Genomic DNA, 20,651 nt, shown 5'->3' on the forward strand with positions numbered 1-20,651 from the left:
GGACTGACGCAGCTGCCGCACGCCTGGAAGATTGGTTGTTGCGCGCAGCGGCCCGTGACATCATCCAGATACCGAGTCATCGCTGCCTTCTGGATGCCTGATGCCACGCCGGAAATTTGCTTGGGAAAAGCTGTCGGATGAGCAGTTGCTTCAGCAACGCCTGAGCAGTTTGAGGGTGACGGTCGAAGGCACCTGGCTTGAGGATTGTGTCGGCACGCTTCACGAGGAACTCGACGAGCGGGGCATCCGGCTGCGGCCACACGCATGGATATCGAGCGAATGGTTTAGCCCGGCAGATGTGCCAGGCATCGCCGTCCCGTTCTATCTCGCACATCCCCGGCTGATGAAGCTCGAGAAGAAAATGATGTTCGACGTCGAGGGCGGAACCTGGCGCGAATGCATGGCCATCCTTCGACACGAGGCCGGCCATGCCGTGCAGCACGGCTACCAGCTGCAGCGGCGCCGGCGTTGGCAGCAGCTGTTCGGCCCCTCATCGAAACACTACCCGCGCTACTACCGACCCAATCCGGCCAGCCGGCGTTACGTCCAGCATCTTAGGCTCTGGTACGCGCAGAGCCATCCGGACGAGGATTTCGCCGAAACTTTTGCGGTGTGGCTGCGGCCGCGTTCGAACTGGCGGACGCGATATGCCGGTTGGCCGGCGTTGAAGAAGCTCGAATATGTCGACGAGCTGATGGCCGAGATCGCGGGACAGCGACCGGCAATCACAACGCGGCAGCGCATCGATCCACTGAGTCGACTCAGCGAGACGCTGGAGGACCACTACAAGAAGAAGCAGGCGTTCTACGCCTTCACGCCGCCGAAGACCTACGACCGTGACCTCCGAAGGCTCTTTTCCGCCGACCCACGGCATCAATCGTCAAAGCCGGCTTCGGTACTGATCAGGCGGCATCGCGCAAAAATCAGGCAATTGGTCGCGCGATGGACGGGCGAGAACCAGCTTACGCTCGACGCAGTGCTTGACGACATGATTTCCCGCTGCCGCGAGCTCGATCTGCGTGCGGTTGGCGCTGAACAGAAGCTCATTCTCGACTTCACCGTGCTCGTCACCGCCAAGACCATGCACGCCCTGTTCGGCCCATCACGACGCAAATGGATCGCGCTATGAGACGCCTCCGTATTCTCGTGCTCATGCATCCGGACTTCATGCCGCCGGAAACCACAGACGGATACACGGCGCAGGAAATCAATGCGTGGAAAACTGAATACGACGTCGTGAGCACGCTGCGCGCGGCCGGCCATGATGTTCGCCCGCTCGGTGCGCAGGAGGAAATCAAGCCAGTGCGCGTGGCGATCGAGGACTTCAAGCCGCACGTGGTCTTCACGTTGCTGGAAGAATTCCATTCCAACGTCGCATATGACCAGCACATCGCAAGCTATCTCGAGCTGATGAAGGTCGCCTATACCGGCTGCAACCCTCGCGGCCTGATCCTGGCGCGCGGCAAGGACCTTTCCAAGACGCTGGTGCATCATCGCCGGATCGCGGTGCCGGCCTTCGCCGTTTTCCCGATGCGCCGCAAGGTCAAACGGCCAGCTCGTCTCGCGCTGCCGCTGATCGTCAAGAGCCTGAACCTCGATGGATCCTTCGGCATCTCTCAGGCATCGATCGTCGATACCGACGAGAAGCTCGCCGAGCGGGTAGCGTTCATCCACGATCGGAGCGAGACCGCCGCCATCGCCGAGCAGTTCATCGAGGGACGGGAGCTCTACGTCGGCGTGCTTGGCAACAACCGCTTGCGCGTTCTACCGGTTTGGGAATTGAAATTCGGCAGCATGGGCGGTCACAGGTCGCGGCACATCGCTACCGAAAAGGCCAAGCACGATCCAGATTATCAGGAGCGCGTCGGAATCGTCGACGGGCCAGCGAAAGACCTGGCGCCCGACGTCACCGCACGCATTCAACGAGCTGCGAAACGCGTCTATCGGGCGCTCGGACTCGATGGATACGCGCGCATCGATTTTCGTCTCTCGGCCGACGGCACCCCGTATTTCATCGAAGCAAACCCAAATCCCGAAATCGCGAAGAGCCAGGAGTTCGCCACGGCAGCTCAGCACGACGGGCTCAAATATCCGGACCTCCTGCAGCGCATCCTGACCCTCGGCATCAGCCGGGCGAAGGCCGGCGTGTCCCTCGGGTGATCAGGTGAAGCCCGGCAACACGACGTCGCTCAAGAGTGCAACCAGCACGGCGGCCTGCTCCTGGCCTGATCGCTTGTAATTTCCGCAGTGGATCACCACAGCGAGATCGCATGCCGGGATGACATACAGATACTGGCCGCCCCAGCCGATACCGCCGAACCAGTGCAACGGTCGCGCGGTGGCGAAATCGCCCATGTACCACTGATAGCCATAGTCGCGGCCAACCCTGGTCTGAACAACAGGCGTGGTCACGCGCTTCACCCAATCCGCCGCAACCACGGACTTTCCATTCCAGCTGCCGTTCGCCAGCATGAGTTGACCGATCTTGACGAGATCGCGTGGCAACAGACGCGCCCCTGACGCAGCACGCGGTTCGCCGTCGCGGCCAACGCTCCAGTCGGACGGGCCAAAGCCCAACGGATCGAACAGGACGCGACGGCAATAGGCCGGCAAGGCTTCGCCGGTCCCCTTGGCGATGAGCCGGCCGAGCAACGCCGTGGCACCGCCGCAATAGGTCCACTTCACGCCCGGCTCGCCGACGATCGGCCGCTCGAGGACGAACCGATAGCGATCCGCCGCGGCTTCCATCGCCATCTCGCTGTTGCGCGGATCGCCATAGGGAATGGTGAGTTCATCCCACTCGAAGCCCAGCGTCATCGACAGCACATGATGGATCGTGATCCTGTCGCGGCCGGGCTGTGCGGCAAGATCGGCAAATTCCGGAAACTGCGCGTAGAGCTTCGCCTCCGGCGGCGGCACCTTGCCTTCGGCGAGCGCGAGGCCGTAGGCGAGACCGACGATGCTCTTCGAGACCGAGCGCAGATCGTGCGGCACATCCGGTGCAAAAGTGATATGGCCGAGCGCTCGGTCCCAGGCCTCATCCTCGCCCTGACCGTAATGCTCGAACACGAGCTTGCCGCCTTGGCTCACCAGAAACGCGTGCAAACCGGGCAACTTTCCGGCCCGCTCCAGTCCGGAGAGGCGCTCGGCAGCATCGAACGATGCGGCAATGGCAGGCATGGCCCGTGGCAGAGCCACGCTCGCGCCAAGACCAGCCAGCAGATGGCGGCGATTGAGATGGGTCACGGGTTCATTCTCCGGAATGGGGTATACACAGGTACCTTGCAATACATAGTACCTTGCTATATAAGCTTCTTTGAAAGCGGTGTAGTCAAGGAGGAAATGGCCGACTCGACGAATCAGGTTCAGCTCAAGAAGGGTGCGCTGGAGCTCTGCGTGCTCGCTCTACTCGCGCGCGGCGAGAGCTATGCCTATGAGATCGCGAGCATGCTGTCGGCCGGCGTAGGCATGGGCGAAGGAACGATCTATCCGCTGATGCGGCGGATGCAGGATGACGGGCTGGTCGACACCCGCCTCGAGGAATCCAGCAGCGGGCCGCCGCGCAAATACTACCGCCTGACGGCCGCCGGCCGCGCCGCCTTCACCGCGCAGAAGCGGGAATGGCGCAGCTTTTCGGACGCCGTGGACCGGCTGCTCGGAGACGCCAAATGAACCGCGCCGATTTCCTGCACATCCTCGGCGACGGGCTCGCAGGGCTCCCCCGTGCCGAGATCGACGACATCCTCGCCGACTACGCCGCCCATTTCGAGGAGGCGCGCGCCTCCGGCCGGGTCGAGCACGAGGTCGCCTCCGCGCTCGGCGATCCCCGGCGGCTGGCGCGCGAGCTCCGCGCCGAGACGGGGCTTCGCCGGTGGGAGAACCATCATTCCTTGCGCAACTCGACAGCCGCGCTGTTCGCGCTTGGCGGCCTCGCCGTGGTCGATATCCTGCTGTTGCTCCCGTTGCTGCTCGCCGTGCTGCTGATCCTGCTCGTGATCGCTTTCGTGATGTTCGTGCTCGGGATCGTCGGCATCGGATTGCTGATTAGCGTCTACAAGCATTTGGGCGACGGACAGGTCGTCAACCTGATCCTGCGCGGGCTTGCCGGCGTCGCGCTGGTCACGACCGGCGTGGGCTTCGCTTCCTTGCTGGCGCTAGGGCTCAATGCCGCCGTCAGATGGCTCGGCGGCTACGCGCGCCTGCATTATCGGCTGCTCAAGCCTGAGCAGCCCATCGCGTGAGTGAGGTGTCTGCGCCAGCCTTCGCGCCGACGACCTCGGCAAATGACGCGAAGAATTCGCCGGCGAGCTTGGTCGCGGTGGAGTTGATCAGCCGCGCCCCAAGTTGGGCGAGCTTGCCGCCGATCTGGGCGTCGACATCATAGTGGAGCACGGTGCTCTCGGCGCCGTCTGATTCCAGCCGCACCACGGCGCCGCCTTTGGCGAAGCCGGCGACGCCGCCAGAGCCTTCACCCGAAATGCGATAACTGTTCGGTGGCCGAAGATCGGAGAGCGTCACCTTGCCGCCGAAGGTTGCCTTCACCGGGCCGACCCTGAAGACGACGGTCGCTGTCATCTCGTTTGGACCGGTCACCTCCAGCGACTGACAGCCGGGGATGCACTGCTTCAGCAGATCGGGATCGTTGAGCGCCGCCCAGACCTTGTCACGGGATGCGGGAATGCGCTGGCTGTCGTTCATCTGCATGGTCGGTCCTCTCCTTGTCCGTGAGCGAGGTGGCGGCGCGCTGGCCGCGGCGGCGCGCTTGCGTGATCTCGGCGAGGATCGACATCGCGATCTCCTCCGGCGTGATGGCGCCGAGATCGAGTCCGGCCGGCGCCTTTACGCGATCGATCGCGGCGGCGTCGACGCCTTCCGCGATCAGTTTTGCGCGCAGCGCCGCCATCTTGCGGCGGCTGCCGACGAAGGCATGATAGGCGGCCTCCGTTGCGACCGCGGCGCGCAGCGCGACCTCGTCGCCTTTGCCTTGCGTCGAGACCACGACGAAGCGTTTTGCCTCGGTCAATTCGCCCACGCTGTAACCGTCGATGAGCGTGTCCACGTCGGGTTGCGACGACAGGTCGGCCGATGGCGCCGCCAGCGTGACGTGAAAGCCGAGCATGCGCGCTTGCGCCGCGAGCGACAGCGCCACCGGGCTCGCGCCGAGAATGACGAGCGAGGGATGCGGCAGCACCGGCTCGACGAATATGTCCATGGTGCCCTTGCTCGGGCACATATTGCTGGCAAAGCGGATGCCGTCGCGGCTCTCGCCCGAGCTGACGCCAAGCTCGGCGAGCAGATTCTCCGGCAGCACCGAGACCATGCGCGGCACGCCGTCGGCGAGTGCCTCGCGCGCTGCTTTCAGCACCGCGCCCCGGGCGCAGCCACCGCCGATCCAGCCCGCGACGATACGGCCATCGGCCGCAATGATCGCCTTCGCGCCGGCTTTGGCTGCCGTGACAGACACGGTGCGCACCACAGTCGCAAGCACGAAGGCATGCTCGGCGGCTTTCATCTGCGCGACGAGATCCAGCACTTCGACATTCGCTGTCGCGTTACTGATCATTTGGTCGCCTCCGTCAGAGCTTCGCCAGGTAGGGTTCGAGCGCGCGCAGGCTTTGCAGCGTGTTGGCGGGCGCGTAGAGATCGACATAGGGCAGCGCGGCCTTGATGCCCCTCGCCTCCGGCGCATAGCCCTCCCACGCCATCATCGGATTGAGCCAGACGATGCGCCGGCATCGCCGCGACAACGCGGCCATTTCCCGTCCGAGCAATACGGCATCGCCGGTCTCGTAGCCGTCGGACACAATCATCACGCAACTGCGCGAATGGATCACGCGCTGCGCGTGCCAGCGGTTGAAGCTTTGCAGGCTCTCGCCGATCTTCGTGCCGCCGCCCGCGCCCTGCGCCATGATCGAGAGGCGGTCGAGCGCGCGGCCCGCATCCTTCTCCTTCAGCGCGTCGGAGACGTAGGCGAGGCGCGTGTGGAACAAAAACGCCTCGGCCTCGTGGAATTCGTCGAGCACGCCGTGGATGAAGCGCAGGAACACGGATGTGTAGGCGCTCATCGAGCCAGACGTATCGAGTAGAACAACAAGCCGCAGCGGCTTGTCCTTGCGCTGCCTCCTCACCAGGCTGATCGGCACGCCGCCATGGCTGATATTGCGGTGGATGGTGCGACGAAGGTCGAGTCGGTAGCCGCGCCGCCGCGCGAGATCGCGCCGCGTTAGCCGCGTGCGCATCACTTTTGCGAGCTGCGCCGCGGCCTCATGTGCCTGCGCGATCTGGTCGGGGTCTCTGAGTTTGCGGAAGTCGACTTCGGCAAGGCTCTCCGCGCGTGAGGCGCCTTCCATCCGCCCCTCGCGGCCGCGCCCATCCGGCGCATCGTCGGATGACGGAATCTGATCGGTCAGCGGGCGATCGTCGCGCTGTTCCATCGCCCTATCCTGCAAGTTCTTGATTGACGGGCTGCTCGCGCCCTGCGCCGAGCCAACCGTCCGCGAGCGCGAACGCACGCGCTTGCCAAGCCAGAATGCGTCGAACAGGCCGTCAAACTTGTCCCAGTCTGACTTCCGCGCCGAAAACAGATGTTTGAACGCGGAGCGCAAGAGGCGCGGACGCGCAGCATAGCCCGCCGACATCAGCGCCGCGGCATCCTGCCCTTCCGCAAGCCCGACCCGAAAGCCGGCGTCACGCAAGGTGCGCAGGAAAGCCGCCAGCCTTGCGGAGATAAGTCGGGAGACCTCGTTGAGATCATCGAACTCCGGGCTTGCGCCGCAGCAGCTCATGCGACCCTCCCGAGCAGGCGCTCCGTCACCTCGCGCGTGACACGCGCGCGGTCCTCATGTGTCTTCAACAGGCAGATCAACGTTTCGTGCACGGTTCCGGGCGCATCGTGGAGATCACTTATGTCGAGGCCGACGAGCGCGGCCGCCCAGTCCAGCGTCTCGGCAACACCAGGTACTTTCCGCAATTCTTCCTTGCGGACGCCCTCGACCATGCGCGCGATCTGGAGCGACAGGGACGGGCTTGCGCCCGCGATCCGCGCCAGGATGATGCGGGTCTCACGATCTACGTCGGGATAGTCGACATAGTGATAGAGGCAGCGCCGGCGCAGCGCATCGGAGAGCTCGCGGGTGCCGTTCGAGGTCAGCACTACCTGCGGGATGGTGATCGCCGGAATCGTGCCAAGCTCGGGGATCGAAACCTGGAAGTCGGACAACAGCTCCAGCAAAAATGCCTCGAACTCGTCGTCGGCGCGGTCGATCTCGTCGATCAGCAGCACCGGCGCCTGCGCGCGGCGGATCGCGCCGAGCAGCGGGCGTTCCAGCAGGTATTTTTCCGAGAAGATCTGGTCCTCGATGCTGTCGGTGCCGCGATGCGCCTGGATTGCCAGCAATTGGCGCTGGTAGTTCCATTCGTAGAGCGCGGAGGACTGATCGAGACCCTCATAGCATTGCAGACGGATCAGCTCCGTCGCATGCACCTTGGCGAGCGCCTTCGCCACCTCCGTCTTGCCGACGCCCGCCTCGCCTTCCAGCAGCAGCGGACGCCGCAACAATTGCATCAACGAGATCGCAGTCGCGAGCTCCGCGTCGGCGATGTAGCCCGACGCGGCCAGCGCTTGCGCGATCTCGTCACGGCCTTTCATCGCTACGCGACCGCCCCGAGCTGCTTCGCCGCCTTCCAGTTGCGCCAGTAGTCGTGCGGCATCTGGATGTGCGTTGACCCCAGAAACGAGAACGCATCATTGACGGCATTGGAGAAGGCCGGCACGCCGCCGACATTCGGGCTCTCGCCGACGCCCTTGGCGCCTATGGGGTGATGCGGCGACGGGGTAACGGTGAAGTCGGTCTCCCAATGTGGGGTCTCGACCGCGGTCGGCATGAAAAAGTCCATGAACGAGCCGGTAACGACATTGCCGGTGTCGTCATAGCGGATCTCCTGGCCCATCGCGATCGCGAAGGCCTCGGTGAGGCCGCCATGCACCTGGCCCTCGATGATCATCGGGTTGATGCGGGTGCCGCAATCGTCGAGCGCATAGAAGCGCCGAATCTTGTACACGCCGGTATCGACGTCGATGTCCATCACGCAGAGATAGGCGCCGAACGGATAGGTCATGTTGGGCGGGTCGTAGTAGCTGACCGCCTCGAGCCCCGGTTCCATACCCGGCGGCACGGAGTTGTACGCCGCCCAACAAATGTCTTTCATCGACATGAACCTTTCCGGCAGGCCCTTCACGCGGAAACCGTCGATGTCCCATTCGAGGTCGTCCTCATGGACCTCGAGCTTATAGGCTGCGATCATCTGCGCCTTGGCCTTGATTTTTCGCGCAGCCATCGCGATCGCGGCGCCCGCGACCGGCGTCGAGCGCGAGCCGTAAGTGCCGAGCCCGTAAGGCGCGGTGTCGGTGTTGCCCTCCTCGACCTGAATGTTGTCGGCGGGAATGCCGATCTCGGTCGCGATAATCTGCGCCCAGGTGGTCTCGTGGCCCTGGCCCTGGCTCTTCGTGCCCATGCGCGCGATGCCCGCACCGGTCGGATGCATGCGGATCTCGCAGGAGTCGAACATGGCGATGCCGAGGATGTCGCAATTCTTCGACGGACCGGCACCGACGATCTCGGTGAAGAAGGAGACCCCCAAGCCCATGATCTCGCGGGTCTCGCCGCGCTTGAAGGCTGCGCGCTTGTCCGCCTGCTCCTTGCGGAGCGCAACGTAGTCGGTCGTCTCCATCATCTTGCGCATGGCGGTGTGGTAGTCGCCGGAATCGTATTCCCAGCCCAGCGCCGAGTGATAGGGAAACTGCTCCGGCTTGATAAAGTTCTTCAGCCGCAGCTCGGCCGGATCCATGCCGAGCTTCTGCGCCAGGATATCCATGGCGCGCTCGATGCAGTAAGCCGCCTCCGTGACGCGGAACGAGCAGCGATAGGCGACGCCGCCCGGCGCCTTGTTGGTGTAGACGCCGTCGACGGCGAGATGCGCCGTCGGGAAGTCGTAGGAGCCGGTGACGATGTTGAAGAAGCCGGCCGGCCATTTCGACGGGTCGGCGCAGGCGTCGAACGCGCCGTGATCGGCGAGCACGTGGACGCGAAGACCGGTGACCTTGCCATCCTTGTTCGCGGCGATTTCGGTGGTCATATGATAGTCGCGTGCGAACGAGGTCGCAGTCAGGTTTTCGATGCGATCCTCGACCCATTTCACCGGCTTGCCGGTGACGATGGAGGCGACGGCTGCGCAGATGTAGCCGGGATAGGCGCCGACCTTGTTGCCGAAGCCACCGCCGATATCGGGCGAGATCACATGGATCTTCTGCTCCGGCAATTTCGCGATCAGCGACACCACCGTGCGGATCACGTGCGGGGCCTGGAAGGTGCCCCAGATCGTCAGCTCGCCCTTGATCTTGTCAAATGAGCAGACACACTGGCAGGTCTCGAGAGGCGACGGGTGGGTGCGGTGATAGGAGATCATCTCCTTGATCGTCACCTCGGCCTTCCTGAAGGCCGCGTCAGTCAGATCCTTGTCTCCGACCGTCCATTCGAAGATGTGGTTGTGGTGCTTGCGCGGGCCGTGCGCGCCCGTGGTCTTGCCGGCGAGATCCTCGCGCAGCACCGGCGCATCAGGCGCCATCGACTTGAAGGGATCGACCAACGGCGGCAACGGCTCGTATTCGACGACGACCTTGTTGACGCCGTCGTCGGCGGCATAACGGTCGGTCGCAACCACGAAGGCGACCTCCTGGTTCTGGAACAGCACCTTGCCGTCGGCCAGCACCATCTGCACGTCGCCGGCAAGCGTCGGCATCCAGGCGAGGTTCACCGTCTTCAGCGTTTCGGCGGTGATCACCGCGAGCACGCCGGGGACTTTCAGCGCCTCGCTGTCGTCGATTTTCTTGACGCGCGCATGCGCATGCGGCGAGCGAACGAAGTCGCCATGCAGCATGCCCGGCAGCTTGACGTCGTCGACGTAATTGCCCTTACCTTGGGTGAAGCGGATGTCCTCGACGCGCTTGCGCTTGCAGCCCATGCCTTCGAGTGCGGCCGTGCGTTGTTCCCGCGTGGGAGTTAAGTCGTTCATTCCGCGGCCTCCTTGAATTCGATGCCGTTGAGCTTGGCAGCGGCGTATTGGATCGCCCTGACGATGTTCTGGTAGCCGGTGCAGCGGCAGATGTTGCCGGAAATGCCCATCCGGATTTCCTCTTCGGATGGCGAGGGATTCTCCTTCAGCAAGCGGTGCGCCCGCATGATCATGCCGGGCGTGCAGAAGCCGCATTGCAGGCCGTGCATCATGCGGAAACCTTCCTGCAAGGCCGACAGCGAGCCATCGGCATTGGCCATGCCCTCGACGGTCGTGATGTCGCTGCCATCGGCCTGGACCGCGAACATGGTGCAGGACTTCACCGACATGCCGTCGATATCGACGGTGCAGGCGCCGCAATGGGTGGTCTCGCAACCGATATGGGTGCCGGTCATCGCCAGATTCTCGCGGATGAAATGCACCAGCAGCGTTCGCGGCTCGACGAGGCCTTCGACCTCAGCGCCATTCACCTTCATGGTCACATGCGTTTTTGCCATTCGTCCCTCCCCTAGCGCGCGCGGCTTGCGGCGCGTTGCAGCGCCCGCGCCACCATGATGCCGCCGACATGCTTGCGATATTCGACAGGTCCGCGGGCGTCCGCCGCCGGCGACATGATCGCTTGCGCCGCAGCGGCAGCGTTTCTCAGCGCAGCCGCATCGAGGCTCGTGCCGATCACGGCTTTCGCGGCGTCAGCCGCGAGCAACGGCGTCTCGTGGACATTGGTGAGGCCGATCGCGCAGGTCGCGACCTTGCCGCCCGCCATGGTCAGCACGGCGGCTGCGGCGGCGGTCGCGTAATCGCCGACCTTGCGCTTGAGCTTTTCATAGCCATAGCCATGGCCGTCCGCCAGCACGGGGACCGATACCGCGGTGAGGATCTCGCCGGGCTCGAGCGCGGTGAAATAGGCGCCCTGGTAGAAATCGGTCGCCTTCACCTCGCGGGCGCCATGCGCGCCTTCGAGGCGATAGGTCGCGCCCAGCGTCAGCATCAGCGCCGGCATGTCGTTGCCGGGATCGCCATTGGCGACATTGCCGCCGATCGTGCCGCGGTAGCGCACCTGCGGATCGGCGATCAAGAGCGCGGCCTCATGGAGGATCGGCACTGATCTTGCGACATCCTCGGAGGCGAGCAGATCATGCTGGGTGGTCATCGCGCCGATGACGAGGTTATTGCCGTCGCGGCGGATGCCCTTGAGACCGGCGATGCCGTGGAGGTCGACCAGATGAGTGGGGCTCGCCAGCCGAAGCTTCATCATCGGCACCAGGCTGTGCCCGCCGGCCAGCGGCCGCGCGTCCTCGCCGAGGTCGGACAACAGTTTGACGGCGTCGGCAACACTTGCCGGCCGGTGATAGCTGAATGCGCCGGGGATCATCGTCTCCTCCCAATCGTCCTTGCGCGCGGTGGCGCGGACGTTGGGCGGGACCGTCTCCCTGGGCGGAGCGAGCCGCAATGGTTGGGGCACAAAGAGTGGATTTTCGCACGAAATGCGGACTGGAACGCACGAATTGCGTCAGCTTGCGCGACCCTCTTCACCCTGCACGCAACAACGGGGAGAGGGAGTGAGACAGCGCTACGCGTTTCGCCGCGTCGCCAGCCCCAACCTCGCCTTCACCTCGGCGATCTTGGCGCGGCTCACCGGCACGCGGTGCGGGGACGGGCCGTCGAGCTCAAGCACGGCACCATCGCCCTCCCTGCGGACGAGGGCGACGTGGGGGATGCAGACGATGTGGCTGCGGTGCACCCTGAGAAACAGGCTCGGATCGAGCTGCGCCTCGGCCTCCGAGATCGACCACGGGCACATCCGCTCGCGGGTGCCATCATGCACCCGCGTATAGTGTGCGTCGGCGCGGACACTGCGGACATCGGCGGTATCGATGAAATGCGTGCCGTCGGCGCCTTCGACGGGCAGCCGCGGGACGGGTGCCGCGCGCGGCGGCTGGCCGAGGCCACCGAGCGGCGCCGACACCGGCCGCAGTGGCGCGGCAACAGAAGCCGGCTCGGCCGCGAACGCGACTGCCGGCGCAACGGGATCGCCGGCCATCGCCGGCACCAGGGTCTGCCGGCGCGGATCCGGCACCAGCGAAAGCAGGAAGCCGGCCGCGATCACGAAGCACAGCACGGCCACCACGATGGAGAGAATTTGTTGCGATGCCGCAAGGCTGCCGCCGAGATGCTGATGCGCTTCACCGGTGAGCGGCATGAAATGCATGCCGTGCATCGCGGTGTAATGCATCCCGGACACCGCGACGCCGAAGGCGATCGCGCTCACGATCAGGCGAAAGCCCTCCTGCTGCGCGAGGAAGGCGCGCAAGCCGCCATAGGCGGTGCCGATCGCAACCACGACCGAGAGCAGCACGATTGGTTCGTCATGCGCGATGGTGAACGGCCCGGAAAGCCCATGGATGCCGACATAATGCATGCTGCTGATGCCGACGCCGAGCAGCACGGCCGAGGACACCACCCGCTTCAGCGATGGCTCGCCGATCGACACGAAGAACAGCGAGATGCCGACCACCAGCGCGCAGATCAGGAACGAGATGATGGTGGGCAGCACGAGATAGACGGTGTCCGGCGGCAGCGGCGCTGCCAGCATGCCGACGAAGTGCATGGTCCAGATGCCGACGGCCAGAAATGTCGCCGCACCCGCGAGCAGCACGCGGTTGCTGACGCCCGGGGTGTTGCGGATGCGCGCCGCAAGCGCAAAGCCGGTATAGCCGCCCAGGCTCGCGATCGCTACCGAGAGCGCGACCAGATAGGGATCGTGTCCTTCGAACATGATCTTGCCGGCCGGTCCGTCTCCACGGACCGCCTCCTCCCGCCGCCGAGTTTATCAACGCGGCGGCGGGAATGACAATCGGCGGCCCGTGAGACGAAGGTTATACGATCCCCGCCGCGACCTGGCCGCGCAGCCGCTCCAGACCGTGCAGCGTGTTGGCGCAGGCCTCGGCAACCTCCACTCCCTTGATCGCAAAGTGCTTGCGGAAAAAGTCGTAGTGCACCTCGGTCTCGTGGAATTGTTGCGGCGTCAGCACCGCGGAGAACACCGGCACCTCCGTGCGCAGCTGCACGTCCATCAACGCCTTGATCACGGTGTCGGCGACGAACTCGTGGCGGTAGATGCCGCCATCGACGACGAGGCCGGCCGCGACGATCGCGGTGTAGCGCCGCGTCTTGGCGAGGATCTGCGCGTGCAGCGGGATCTCGAACGAGCCCGGCACCTGAAACACGTCGACATGGGTGAGATGCCGCGCCTCGGCCTCCTTCAGGAAAGCAAAGCGCGCCTCCTGCACGACATCGTGATGCCAGCAGGCCTCGACGAAGGCGACCCGCTGCGGCTTTGCGAAGCGGGGATGCTCGTGCGTCGGCGGCTCGGGTGGAACCGGTGGAGGCTGGGTTTCTTGGGAGGGTTGAAGCTGGGATGCTTCGACTTGCGGGTCTTGCAACATCTGATTCATGGCTTTCCTTCTTAAGGACCAGAATCAGGGCATACGGAACGACAAGCGGCCGCATCCTCGCGATGCGGACCGCCACCGACCGTTCTCTTTCATCCGGACTTTAACCGTCGGCTTCGGAGTTGCACCGAATCTGCTGACCCTTCCCCTTTGCGGAGGAAGGCGCTCGCGGGCTTGGGCCTTTCGGCCCTTACCGCCGGTGGGGACTTTCACCCCGCCCTGAGAACATCGGCCGTTCGGAATGAACGACCTGAATGAAATATGACGCCGGCGGGCGGCTGCGGCAAGCGCGTTCCCTATGGGGAAAAGGCATAGTCCCATGCCGCCGGGGCGGTCCGGCATCCCATGAAACGGAATTTTGGGACCGCATTAACGATTGCCGCGCCAGTGGCTCCATCCGATTCCGATTTGTTCTCAAATTAATAATTGTGACCGAGATGAGCTGTGGACGAGCCTGTTGGACCTTGTGGACGGACTCGCGACGGAGTTGCGCAGATTCCGCAAATCACATCAGTTGATCCCCGACAGGCCCGCGCGATCCGAGGGGATCGCCGTTAGCGACGTTAAGGGAGCGCGCGCCGGACCAACCGCGTGCGTATCAAGATAACAATAAGGCAAGAGGTCGAGACGGCATGTCCCTGCTCGAAAGTAATATCGATTCCCGCAGCCACCCGCTCTCGGTGGTGGAGGACATCGCCGCAAGCAACAACTGGGCGTTCGAACGTTCCGGCGACGACGAGATCACCATCGTCTCGAAGGGACAGTGGACCGACTATCAGCTCTCCTTCACCTGGATGGGCGAGATCGAGGCGCTGCATCTGGCCTGCGCGTTCGACATGAAGATTCCGGTTGCGCGCCGCTCCGAGGTGCAGCGGCTGGTCGCCGCCATCAACGAGCAATTGTGGGTCGGACACTTCGATCTGTGGACCCACACCGGCATGATCATGCACCGCCAGGCGCTGATGTTGCCGGGCGGGCTGACCGCATCGACCGCGCAATGCGAGGCCATGCTCGCCGGCGCCATCCACGGCTGCGAGCGTTATTTCCCTGCGTTCCAGTTCGTGGTGTGGGCGGGCAAATCGACCACGGAGGCGATGGACGCCGCGATGTTCGACACGGCGGGCGAGGCGTAACTTCCTCTCCGATGCGGTGAGGGAGCCGCGGCTCCCTCCTCATCGTCGTCCCGGACAAGCGAAGCGCGGATCCGGGACCCATACCGCGTGATTTCGCTCGTGGCACGCCGCTTGTTGCCGACACCTCCATCCACTAGAACCTCTTGTGGTTACGCGACGAGCGCAGGCGCTCGCGCGGGGGTCCTGGCTTTCGCCAGGACGACATCGAGTGGGTAGCGGGCAGCGATGGCGAATGACAGCACCTTGAAGGACATCACCGGCACCATTCTCCTCGCCGGCGCGGGCAAGATGGGCGGCGCGATGCTGACCGGCTGGCTGGCGCAAGGCCTCGATCCTGGCCACGTCGCGGTGATCGAGCCGCACCTGTCGCCGGAGATCAGCGCGCTTGCCGCGAAAGGCGTCGCGCTCAATCCGGATGCGAAGGCCGCCGGCAGCGTCGAGACGCTCGTCGTCGCCGTGAAGCCGCAATCCTTCCGCGAGGCCGGCGCGAAGCTGAGGCCATATGTTTCTTTGGGCACCTCGGTGGTCTCGATCATGGCGGGAACCACGATTGCCTCGCTGCAAGAGGTCTGCGGCGGTGCCGTCGTGCGCGCGATGCCGAACACGCCGGCCGCGATCGGCCGCGGCATCACGGTCGCCGTGGCCGCGAACAATGTCAGCGACAAGCAGCGTGCGGTGGCCGACGCGCTGCTCCGTGCCACCGGGTCGGTCGAATGGGTCGAGGACGAAGGCTTGATGGACGCGGTCACGGCCGTCTCCGGCTCCGGCCCTGCTTACGTCTTCCTGCTCGCCGAAGAGCTCGCGCGCGCCGGCGTGGAGGCAGGCCTGCCGGAAGCGCTCGCAACCAAACTCGCGCGCGAGACCGTCGCAGGCGCGGGCGAGCTGTTGCACCGCTCGGAGCTTGCCTCGAGCACGCTACGTCAGAACGTCACCTCGCCCGGCGGCACCACCGCCGCGGCACTCGAAGTGCTGATGGGCGCGCCCGGCCTGCGCGAGCTGATGATCCGCGCGATAGCCGCGGCGACGAAGCGATCGAAGGAACTGGCGAAATAGCCTGTCCCTCATGGTGAGGAGGCGCGAAGCGCCGTCTCGAACCATGAAGGCCCCGGTCATGCCCGCGGCCATCCTTCGAGACGCTTGCTCCGCAAGCTCCTCAGGATAAGGTCAGAGCAAGCGGATCCAAAAGCCTGCACCTACCCGCCCAACCGCTTGTTGAACGTCTCGACATTGACGAGGCCGCGGGCGTGGCGGCCTTCGCCGAGCTTGCGCGCACCCTCGAACGCCTGGACCTCGAAGCGGATCACCCGGCGCTCGACCGTGATCACCTTCGCGGTGGTCCGCACCGTCGCGCCGACGAGGCTAGCCGCGAGATGACGGATGTCGACCTCCGTGCCGACTGTGACCCAGCCCGGCTGAAGCGCGTCGCGGATGGCATCGCCCGCGGTCATCTCCATCTCCAGGATCATCATTGGCGTCGCATAGACCATCGGCATGCCGGGCACGAAATGCCCGACCGTGCGCTCCGCGGGCACCACCAGCGTGCGCTCCGCGCTCATGCCGATCTTGATGAAGTCGCGTGCGTCCATGGATCAACCTGCTTCGCTGTCGTCCCGGACAAGCGAAGCGCAGATCCGGGACCCATAATCACAGGATCGAGTCTTGCGAAGGCTGGCAATTCACAGCTTGCGCCCACAACCACTCTCGGTGGTTATGGGTCCTGGCTTTCGCCGGGACGACGGTTGTGATTGCTGCTACGGCTGCGACTATTTCTTCGCCGCGGCCGCGCGCTCCACGAAGGTCTTGCCGCCCTTCATCTTGTGGCGAAGCGGCGCCTCGTTGATCTGGATGACGACAGCTTCCGCATCGACGCCGAGATTCTTCACCAGCGCCTGCGTGATGTCGCGCATCATGCCGGCCTTTTGTTCGTCGGTGCGGCCTTCGGCCATGCTGACGGTGATCTCAGGCATCGTCTTCTCCCTGCAGCTTTCGCTATGACCGGGCACATCCCGGTCATTCATGGTCGTGCGCATCAAACAGGACGCAGATGCCCGGGACAAGCCCGGGCATGACGGCTATCGCGAATAGCTAACCCCAGCTCACGTCATGGCGCGCCAGCACCTCGCGCACCTTCGCGGCGAGGTCAGCCTCGCTGCACGAGAACTGCGCCGGGCGCGTTTCGCGCCATTCCTGGTTGGAGGCGATCGCGGCCGCGGCCTTGGCGCCTTCGATCAGATCCTTGATTTGCACCTCGCCACGCGCCTTCTCATCCGAGCCCTGGATGATCACGCAAGGCGAATTGCGACGGTCGGCATATTTGAGCTGGTTGCCCATGTTCTTCGGATTGCCGAGATAGAGCTCGGCGCGGATGTCCGCGGTGCGCAAGGCGCTGACCATTTTCTGATAGTCGGCGACGCGGTCGCGATCGAACACGGTGACGACGACGGGGCCGAATTCGGGCCGCGTGTCGAGCTTGCCGAGCAGCGCCAGCGCGGCCTGAAGCCGCGACACGCCGATCGAAAAACCTGTCGCCGGCACCGGCTCGCCACGAAAGCGCGAGACGAGACCGTCATAGCGTCCGCCGCCACCGACCGAGCCGAAGCGAACCGGGCGGCCCTTCTCGTCCTTGGTGTCGAGCAGGAGTTCGACCTCGTAGACGGGGCCAGTGTAGTATTCGAGGCCGCGCACGACGGAGGGATCGATCTTGATGCGATCTTCGCCGTAGCCGGCCGCTGCGACGAGCTTGCCGATCTGGTCGAGTTCGTCGCGTCCCTGCTGCCCGATGGCACTGGCCGCCAGTCGCGAATCAAGCGGCGCGTTATTCTGCTCGATTGCGGAGATGACGAGCGCGATGTCGTCCTCTTTCAGTCCTGCGCCCTTGGTGAAGTCGCCGGACTCATCCTTGCGCCCCTCGCCGAGGAGTTGTCGCACACCAGCAAGACCAAGCCTGTCGAGCTTGTCGATCGCGCGCATGACCGTGAGCCACTGGACGTCGTCGGCGATGCCGAGAGCATCGCGCACACCATCGAGAACTTTCCGGTTGTTCACCTTCACGACGTAGGAGCCGCGCGCAATGCCGAGCGCTTCCATCGTGTCCGCGGCCATCATGCAGATCTCGGCGTCCGCCGCTGGCGTCGCCGAGCCGACCGTGTCGGCGTCGAACTGCATGAACTGGCGGAAGCGGCCAGGGCCGGGCTTCTCGTTGCGGAAGACGTAGCCGGCGCGGTAGCTGCGATAGGGTTTTGGCAGCGTGTCGAAATTCTCGGCGACGTAACGCGCGAGCGGTGCGGTCAGGTCGTAGCGCAGGGAGATCCACTGCTCGTCGTCGTCCTGGAACGAGAACACGCCCTCGTTCGGGCGGTCCTGGTCGGGCAGGAATTTTCCGAGCGCGTCGGTATATTCCATCGCCGGCGTCTCCACCGGCTCGAAGCCATAGAGCTCGTAGACCGCGCGGATCTTCTCGACCATCTGGCGCGTGGCCTTGATCGCGGCGGGATCGCGATCCTCCAGCCCGCGCGGCAGGCGCGCCTTCAGTTTCTGGGGTTTTTTGGATTTTTCGGCCATGCGCGGCGTTTACCAGCCGACGCGCGATGCGGCAACTGGCGTATCCGCCGAACTTGTCATGGCCGGGCTTGTGCCGGCCATCCACGCGCCGCCGCAATGCTGCACCTTAGACGTGAATGCCCGGGACAAGCCCGGGCATGACGGAGAATGCGGCTGGCGCAGAAACCCTTACGCCGCTTCCCGCTTGTCCTTGGGCTGCACCTCGGCCGCATAGTCCCGCATCAACTGCTCGGAGATTGCGCCGGGCGTAAACTTCCACTCCGCGATCTCGGAGACCGGTGTCACCTCGGCGGCGGTGCCGGTGATGAAGCATTCGGCAAAACCGTCGAGTTCCTCCGGCATGATCCGCCGCTCGATCACCTCGATGCCGCGTCGCCCAGCGAGATCGATGACGGTGGCGCGGGTGATGCCGGCGAGGAAGCAATCGGCGATCGGCGTGTGGAGCTTGCCGTCCTGGACGAAGAAGATGTTGGCGCCGGTGCATTCGGCGACGCGGCCTTCCCAATCCAGCATCATCGCGTCCGCATAGCCTTTGCGCTCGGCCTTGTGCCTGGAGATGGTGCAGATCATGTAGAGGCCGCTGGCCTTGGCGAGTGCCGGAATCGTGCGCGGATCGGGCCTTCGGTATTCGGCGAGATCGATGCGGATCCCCTTCAGCCTCGCGGCGGGATCAAAATAGCTCGGCCATTGCCAAGCGGCGATTGCGAGGTGAATGGTGTTGTTCGGTGCGGAGACGCCCATCATTTCCGAGCCGCGCCAGGCGATCGGACGGAGATAAGCATCCGGCAGATTGTTCGTGTCGATGACGAGCTGTTTGGCTGCGTCGATCTCCGCGACCGAGAACGGGATCTCGAAATCGAGGATGTTGGCCGACGCCTTCAGCCGCTCGGAATGAGCGGTGCTCCTGAACACCCTGCCGCCATAGGCGCGCTCGCCCTCGAACACGCAGCTCGCATAATGCAGGCCATGTGTCAGCAGATGGACGCTGGCATCCTTCCACGGCACCAGCCTGCCGTCGTACCAGATGACGCCGTCGATCTCATCGAATGAAACTCCCATGATTTTCTCCCGCTTGTGTTGAATTCATCGCACACGCGCCCGTGCACGCGTCCCGGCAGGACGCGTGCTGGCCGTGCTCAATCAGGGAGACGTCAGGGAAGCGGCGGCCTGAGACCGCCGCAGGTCAAAACACCTTGCGGATCCAGTCGTGCGGGTCGTTGGTGCGGCCGTACTGGATGTCGACCAGCTGCTTGCGCAGCCCCATGGCGACCGGGCCCGCGGCGCCGCCGCTGATGAGGAAGTCGCCGCTCGCCGAGCACACCTTGCCGATCGGCGAGATGACGGCCGCCGTGCCGCAGGCGAAAGCCTCCTTCAGCTTGCCGCTCGCAGCATCCTTGCGCCACTGGTCGATCGCGTAGGGCTCCTCGCGCACCGTCTTTCCGGCGTCCCTGGCGAGCGCGATGATGGAGTCGCGCGTAATGCCCGGCAAGATGGTGCCGAGCGGCGGGGTGACCAGCGACCCGTCATCGAACACGAAGAAGATGTTCATGCCGCCGAGCTCCTCGACATAGCGTCGCTCGACCGCATCGAGGAACACGACCTGGTCGCAGCCATGCTCGATGGCCTCGGCCTGGGCACGCAGGCTCGCGGCGTAATTGCCGCCGCACTTGACAGCGCCAGTGCCGCCGACCGCAGCGCGCGTGTAGTTCTCCGACACCCAGATCGAGACGGGCGCAGGGCCGCCCTTGAAATAGGAGCCGACCGGCGAGGCGATGACGGCAAAGATGTATTCCGCCGACGGCTTCACGCCGAGAAAGATCTCGTTGGCGATCATGAAGGGCCGCAAGTAAAGACTGCCCTCGCCGCCCGGCATCCAGGCGCGGTCGATCCGCACGAGCTGCTCCACCGCCTCGATGAAGACGTCCTCAGGCAGCGGTGCCATCGCCATGCGCTCGGCGGAACTCTTGAAGCGCCGTGCATTGGCGTCGGGACGGAACAGGTTCACGCCGCCGTCGTCGCGCTTGTAGGCCTTCAGGCCCTCGAATATCTCCTGGGCGTAGTGCAGCACGGCACCGGCCGGATCGAGCTGGAAATTGGTGCGGGCTTCGACATGTGCGTCATGCCAACCGCCCTTGGCCTGGCTGTAGCGGACCACAGCCATGTGGTCGGTGAAGACCCGGCCGAAGCCAGGGTTTTCAAGCTTTGCCGTGCGCTCCTTCTCGGAGGTCGGATTGGTGGCAGGCTGGATTTCGAATTTCAGACTCATTTTTCCCTTGCCTCCCGCTGTCGCAATCGGCGCGCGGAAGCGCGCCGGCCTGCCTCTTTCGGGCTCGATAACTTAACCAGGTCTGGCTCCGACCGTGACCAGCCTTGTTACGGCCGGTTTCCCGTGGCCAGCATGTCGCGACAGGACATGCTTTTGCGGAGGGCGGAA

The 20,651-nt window shown here is 64.5% G+C and carries 20 protein-coding genes, 1 pseudogene and 1 riboswitch; of the genes and pseudogenes, 6 read left to right on the top strand and 15 right to left on the bottom strand.

Annotated features, from left to right (window positions below; translation table 11 throughout):
• The first annotated feature begins 100 nt into the window (after positions 1 to 100).
• Positions 101 to 1,129: a putative zinc-binding metallopeptidase gene (locus SO140_RS25875; protein ID WP_449377849.1), complete on the top strand. Its 1,029-nt coding sequence runs from the start codon at positions 101 to 103 to the stop codon at positions 1,127 to 1,129.
• Positions 1,126 to 2,160 carry a D-alanine--D-alanine ligase family protein gene (locus SO140_RS25880; RefSeq protein WP_449377848.1) on the top strand — a complete coding sequence of 345 codons (1,035 nt, stop codon included), beginning with the start codon at positions 1,126 to 1,128 and terminating at the stop codon, positions 2,158 to 2,160. Before SO140_RS25875 ends, SO140_RS25880 begins: the two co-directional genes overlap by 4 nt.
• On the opposite strand, the gene SO140_RS25885 is transcribed toward SO140_RS25880, so the two are convergent.
• Entirely contained in the window at positions 2,161 to 3,246 is a 1,086-nt protein-coding gene (locus SO140_RS25885) for a serine hydrolase domain-containing protein (RefSeq protein ID WP_449377847.1), read from the bottom strand.
• A 96-nt stretch (positions 3,247 to 3,342) separates the two neighbouring features.
• Here SO140_RS25885 and SO140_RS25890 point away from each other — a divergent pair, with 96 nt between their 5' ends.
• Together SO140_RS25890 and SO140_RS25895 are read left to right on the top strand one after the other, a co-directional pair.
• Positions 3,343 to 3,672: a PadR family transcriptional regulator gene (locus SO140_RS25890; protein WP_449377846.1), complete on the top strand. Its 330-nt coding sequence runs from the start codon at positions 3,343 to 3,345 to the stop codon at positions 3,670 to 3,672.
• Complete coding sequence (locus tag SO140_RS25895; protein WP_449377845.1) at positions 3,669 to 4,241, top strand: DUF1700 domain-containing protein; 573 nt, start codon at positions 3,669 to 3,671, stop codon at positions 4,239 to 4,241. Before SO140_RS25890 ends, SO140_RS25895 begins: the two co-directional genes overlap by 4 nt.
• On the opposite strand, the gene SO140_RS25900 is transcribed toward SO140_RS25895, so the two are convergent.
• The 9 genes from SO140_RS25900 to SO140_RS25940 form a co-directional block, all read right to left on the bottom strand.
• On the bottom strand, positions 4,216 to 4,704 hold the full coding sequence (locus SO140_RS25900) for an SRPBCC family protein (RefSeq protein WP_449377844.1): 489 nt from the start codon (positions 4,702 to 4,704) through the stop codon (positions 4,216 to 4,218). The two genes, SO140_RS25895 and SO140_RS25900, sit on opposite strands and share 26 nt — an antisense overlap.
• On the bottom strand, positions 4,664 to 5,563 hold the full coding sequence (locus tag SO140_RS25905) for an XdhC family protein (RefSeq protein WP_449377843.1): 900 nt from the start codon (positions 5,561 to 5,563) through the stop codon (positions 4,664 to 4,666). The genes SO140_RS25900 and SO140_RS25905 overlap by 41 nt, the downstream gene beginning before the upstream one ends.
• 13 nt (positions 5,564 to 5,576) lie before the next feature.
• The gene (locus tag SO140_RS25910; RefSeq protein ID WP_449377842.1) at positions 5,577 to 6,785 is read right to left on the bottom strand and encodes a vWA domain-containing protein; all 1,209 of its coding nucleotides are present in this window, start codon (positions 6,783 to 6,785) and stop codon (positions 5,577 to 5,579) included.
• Complete coding sequence (locus tag SO140_RS25915; RefSeq protein WP_474798327.1) at positions 6,782 to 7,648, bottom strand: AAA family ATPase; 867 nt, start codon at positions 7,646 to 7,648, stop codon at positions 6,782 to 6,784. Before SO140_RS25915 ends, SO140_RS25910 begins: the two co-directional genes overlap by 4 nt.
• Positions 7,649 to 7,650: 2 nt before the next feature.
• On the bottom strand, positions 7,651 to 10,071 hold the full coding sequence (locus SO140_RS25920; protein ID WP_449384295.1) for an aerobic carbon-monoxide dehydrogenase large subunit: 2,421 nt from the start codon (positions 10,069 to 10,071) through the stop codon (positions 7,651 to 7,653).
• A complete protein-coding gene (locus SO140_RS25925) occupies positions 10,068 to 10,568 on the bottom strand; it encodes a (2Fe-2S)-binding protein (RefSeq protein WP_449384294.1) in 501 nt (166 codons plus the stop codon). The genes SO140_RS25920 and SO140_RS25925 overlap by 4 nt, the downstream gene beginning before the upstream one ends.
• An 11-nt stretch (positions 10,569 to 10,579) precedes the next feature.
• Entirely contained in the window at positions 10,580 to 11,443 is an 864-nt protein-coding gene (locus tag SO140_RS25930) for an FAD binding domain-containing protein (RefSeq protein ID WP_449384297.1), read from the bottom strand.
• Between the two features lie 198 nt (positions 11,444 to 11,641).
• Positions 11,642 to 12,847, bottom strand: coding sequence for an MHYT domain-containing protein (locus tag SO140_RS25935; RefSeq protein ID WP_449384293.1), 1,206 nt, complete (start codon positions 12,845 to 12,847; stop codon positions 11,642 to 11,644).
• Between the two features lie 100 nt (positions 12,848 to 12,947).
• Positions 12,948 to 13,526: a 6,7-dimethyl-8-ribityllumazine synthase gene (locus SO140_RS25940; RefSeq protein ID WP_449384292.1), complete on the bottom strand. Its 579-nt coding sequence runs from the start codon at positions 13,524 to 13,526 to the stop codon at positions 12,948 to 12,950.
• A gap of 77 nt (positions 13,527 to 13,603) precedes the next feature.
• Positions 13,604 to 13,754: riboswitch (FMN riboswitch) on the bottom strand.
• A 401-nt stretch (positions 13,755 to 14,155) separates the two neighbouring features.
• Between SO140_RS25940 and SO140_RS25945 the strand changes: the two genes are divergently transcribed.
• Both SO140_RS25945 and proC read left to right on the top strand, forming a co-directional pair.
• Positions 14,156 to 14,656 carry a type III secretion system chaperone family protein gene (locus tag SO140_RS25945; RefSeq protein WP_449384291.1) on the top strand — a complete coding sequence of 167 codons (501 nt, stop codon included), beginning with the start codon at positions 14,156 to 14,158 and terminating at the stop codon, positions 14,654 to 14,656.
• A gap of 225 nt (positions 14,657 to 14,881) precedes the next feature.
• Positions 14,882 to 15,709: a pyrroline-5-carboxylate reductase gene (gene proC / locus SO140_RS25950; RefSeq protein WP_449384290.1), complete on the top strand. Its 828-nt coding sequence runs from the start codon at positions 14,882 to 14,884 to the stop codon at positions 15,707 to 15,709.
• Positions 15,710 to 15,849: 140 nt separating this feature from the next.
• Here proC and SO140_RS25955 read toward each other — a convergent pair whose 3' ends face one another.
• From SO140_RS25955 to SO140_RS25975, 5 genes and pseudogenes are all read right to left on the bottom strand, one after another.
• Positions 15,850 to 16,242 (bottom strand): thioesterase family protein, encoded by a 393-nt coding sequence (locus SO140_RS25955; RefSeq protein WP_449384289.1) that lies wholly within the window; start codon positions 16,240 to 16,242, stop codon positions 15,850 to 15,852.
• Positions 16,243 to 16,419: 177 nt separating this feature from the next.
• Positions 16,420 to 16,623, bottom strand: a complete 204-nt coding sequence (locus SO140_RS25960) for a tautomerase family protein (protein WP_057741976.1) — start codon at positions 16,621 to 16,623, stop codon at positions 16,420 to 16,422.
• A 249-nt stretch (positions 16,624 to 16,872) separates the two neighbouring features.
• A pseudogene (hisS, locus tag SO140_RS25965) lies at positions 16,873 to 18,217 on the bottom strand (histidine--tRNA ligase); the annotation flags it as partial.
• A gap of 168 nt (positions 18,218 to 18,385) precedes the next feature.
• Entirely contained in the window at positions 18,386 to 19,276 is an 891-nt protein-coding gene (locus SO140_RS25970) for a branched-chain amino acid aminotransferase (protein ID WP_449384288.1), read from the bottom strand.
• A 124-nt stretch (positions 19,277 to 19,400) separates the two neighbouring features.
• On the bottom strand, positions 19,401 to 20,483 hold the full coding sequence (locus tag SO140_RS25975) for a branched-chain amino acid aminotransferase (RefSeq protein ID WP_449384287.1): 1,083 nt from the start codon (positions 20,481 to 20,483) through the stop codon (positions 19,401 to 19,403).
• Positions 20,484 to 20,651: the final 168 nt, after the last annotated feature.

It is taken from the genome of Bradyrhizobium sp. UFLA05-108, from assembly GCF_059803455.1.